Genomic DNA, 3,133 nt, shown 5'->3' on the forward strand with positions numbered 1-3,133 from the left:
TAACGAACTCGGTCAAAAAATCCAGTTCGTCAGTAGAAAATCCTTCGACGTTAAACCATTTGACCGCAGGTAGAAAGCATTCTGCATGGTCAAAACCAAAATCAACCGGGCGCTCGACGGCTACGCGAACGGTCCCGTCGTCTCGTGTTTCTGAGTAGGCAAACTGAGTGCCGTCATCTAGCTGAACATAGCTCCAAAGCATTGCTGCCTCCTTAGTGTTTATATCCAAGTATAAACAGCCGCTTAGATGCAACGTGATGCGAATTGAATTATTCCCATAAGACCTGAACTGCTGATTATTTGTATTACTGAGATTTAAGCTATTTCACACTTCAGTGTCTTTTTGACATGATAACCGTCGCGGTGCGTTGATCATGGGGTTAGCAATAAAAGCCTAGCATAAGCAGAGTTCATCACTTCGTTCGCTGTCCTAGATAAATTCTCCCGTCTCCAGGTCAACGAAGTCCGCGAGCTTTATCTTTCCGCAGAAGCCGCTGCCCTTGTACTTTCCTGCATAGGTCTCAGAGTCGAACTTGAACGAAATGTTATAAAGCTTTCCGGTCTTTGTCTTCCTGATCAGCCCGTTTGAGTATTTGCTCGCTTGAGCACTGTTGAATATCGCGAAACAGCACCGCCGATATCGCGCTTGGGCACCGGGGCCGACACTGGCCCCGGTGCTTTTTTATTGCTACCGGTCTATCCGCGGCGCTGCCGCATGTTGGCCTCGCCCATGTCGACCCAGACCGCGTTGTGCACGATCCTGTCCATGATGGCGTCGGCATGCACCCCGCCGCCGAGCCTCGGGTGCCAGTCCTTCTTCTTGAACTGGGTGCAGAATACGGTCGAGGCCGTGCCGTACCTCAGCTCCATCAGCTCCAGCAGCATCGACCTGAACTCGGTGTCCGGCCTGTCGAGCAGCCACTCGTCTATCACGAGCAGGCCGAACGCCCCGTACTTGCGGACGAGCTTGCGCTCGCCGCCGGGCCGGTCACGGCTCTCGCGCCAGAGGTCCTCGAGGTCGGGCTGGCGGACGTAGCACGACCTCACCCTCCTGGCGCAGGCGGCCTTCGCGAGCGCGCAGGCCAGGTAGGTCTTGCCCGTGCCGGTGAGGCCCTGGAGAACCACGTTCTCGCCGCGCCCGACGAACCCGCAGGTCGCGAGCTCGGCCACCGCCACCCTGTCGAGGCCGCGGCCCTCGAAGAAGTCGACCGAGCGGACGTCGGCCTCGGGGTACCTGAGGCCGGCCCTGCTCGTCAGGTTGCGGACCTTCTGCGTGATGAAGTCGGAGTGCGCCTCGTCCACCGCCATCTGGACGCGCTCGGCGAACGCCATCCCGGCGCACACGGCCTCGTCCTGGGCGGAGAGGGCGGCGAGCAGCTCGGCCGCCCCCATCTCCCTGAGCTTGCGGGCGGTCTCCGCGTTGACGTCCATGCTCACCCCTCCCCGTAGAAGCCGGCGCCGCGCACGTAGCCGCAGTCCCCGGACGCCTCGCCGGCTGGCGCCCTGTCCTGCCCCGACCTCAGCACGGGCTCGACGTCGCGGTAGCGCGGCGACCTCTTCCCGGTCGCGAGCGCCATCCCGCACGCCCGCTCGAGCCTCGCCGGGGTGTAGCGCCTGGACAGCCTGAGCACGGCGAGCGCGGCGTTGAAGCCCTGCTCGTCGAACTCGTAGCAGGCGAACACCCTGTCCACCAGCTCGGAGCAGGAGGGCCCGACCCTCGAGGCCCAGGCGCGGATGCGCGGCGCGTCCCAGTCCGACCACGCCCTGCCCTCGGGCATGTCCGAGCCGCGCGTGGAGTAGCGGTTCCTCGCGTAGGACGGGAACCTGGGGTGCGTGGCCACGCGCTCGCCGCCGGAGAAGACCTCCACCTTGCCCTCGGTGACGCGCAGGTCGACCGTCGAGCCGACGAGCAGGTGGCTCACCGAGTAGTAGTTGCGGGCGTACGCGACGTGGCAGTTGGCCTGGACCTTGCGGCCGTAGACCCACTCGCACACCTCGAAGGGCTCGGCCGGTAGGGGCCTCAGCAGCGGGCGCTCGACCTCCTCGAACACCTCGCGCCTCGAGCCCTCGCGCTTGGCGAACGGCGCGTCGTTGTGCTCCGCGACCCTCCGGGCGACGGCGGCGCGGAGGGCCGCCATGTCGGTGAACACCTCGTCGCGAAGCGCCGCTATCACGTAGGTCGCGGCGGCCCAGACCTCGTTCTCGGCGCTCGGCTTGTCGCGGGGCCTCCTGACCCTCGCCGGGATCACGGCGGAGCCGTAGTGCGCGGCGAGCTCCTCGTAGGCCGCGTTCAGTACCGGCTCCCCGGCCCTGGGGTGGGCGGTGACGCCGGTCCTCAGGTTGTCGGGGACGATGCAGGGCGTCGCGCCTCCCAGGAAGGAGAAGGCGTGCACGTGGCACAGCAGCCATGTATCCTGCTTCATGTCGAGCGTCGGCTCGACGTAGCTGTACCGGCTGAACGGGAGGCAGGCCACGAACAGGTACACCTTCCTGACCTCGCCGGTCGCGGGGTCCACGAGCCGCATCGTGGGCCCCGACCAGTCGACCTCCATGTTCCTGCCCGCCTTGTGCCCGACGCGGCTCACCACGTTGCGCGACACCGTGTACTGGCGGTAGCGCTTGCAGAACCTGTCGTAGGACATCGACGGCGCGCCGGCCTCCGCGCACCCGTCGGCATACTCCGCGTGCAGGAGCTTGAGCGTGACGCCGGTCCTCGCGAGCTCGCGGTGGACGCGTGCCCAGTCGGGGTCGGCGTGCACCGGCCCGGCGTCGCCCCTGCCGGGGAACAGCAGCGCGTAGGCGGCCTCCTCGGACATCCCCTCGACGTCCTCCCAGGAGACGCCCCGCCCCCTCGCGGCTTCCAGCACGTCCTGGACGCTGTGCTTCGAGACGTGGGCGGTGCGGGCGATCGCGTTCTGCGAAAGCCCGTTCACCGACCTCAGCCTCAGGACCTCCCTGGCCCTGATCCTTCTCGCCATGTGGAACCTCCTCGTTCTCTGGACTGCATGGCAGCCCGAGCGTAACGGGGATGCGCGGGAAGGCATTTAACGGCGGTGCCGAACGGCAATATTCGGTCGGGTGGGCGGCGGTGCTGATTCGCAATATAGGTGGTGTCGAAAGGGCCTAGGACTCA

Annotated in this window: 3 protein-coding genes; all 3 read right to left on the reverse strand. The window is 65.2% G+C overall.

The window, feature by feature from the left end; translation table 11 throughout:
* Positions 1–202: hypothetical protein (locus ACT84W_RS09845; protein WP_444329082.1), on the reverse strand; the 202-nt coding region annotated here is incomplete at its 3' end.
* 494 nt (positions 203–696) lie between these two features.
* Complete coding sequence (locus ACT84W_RS09850; RefSeq protein ID WP_444329083.1) at positions 697–1,431, reverse strand: ATP-binding protein; 735 nt, start codon at positions 1,429–1,431, stop codon at positions 697–699.
* 2 nt (positions 1,432–1,433) lie between these two features.
* A complete protein-coding gene (gene istA / locus ACT84W_RS09855) occupies positions 1,434–2,978 on the reverse strand; it encodes an IS21 family transposase (protein ID WP_444329084.1) in 1,545 nt (514 codons plus the stop codon).
* Positions 2,979–3,133 lie beyond the last annotated feature (155 nt).

Source organism: Paratractidigestivibacter sp., from assembly GCF_052362415.1.
In the GTDB taxonomy this organism is placed as follows: domain Bacteria; phylum Actinomycetota; class Coriobacteriia; order Coriobacteriales; family Atopobiaceae; genus Paratractidigestivibacter.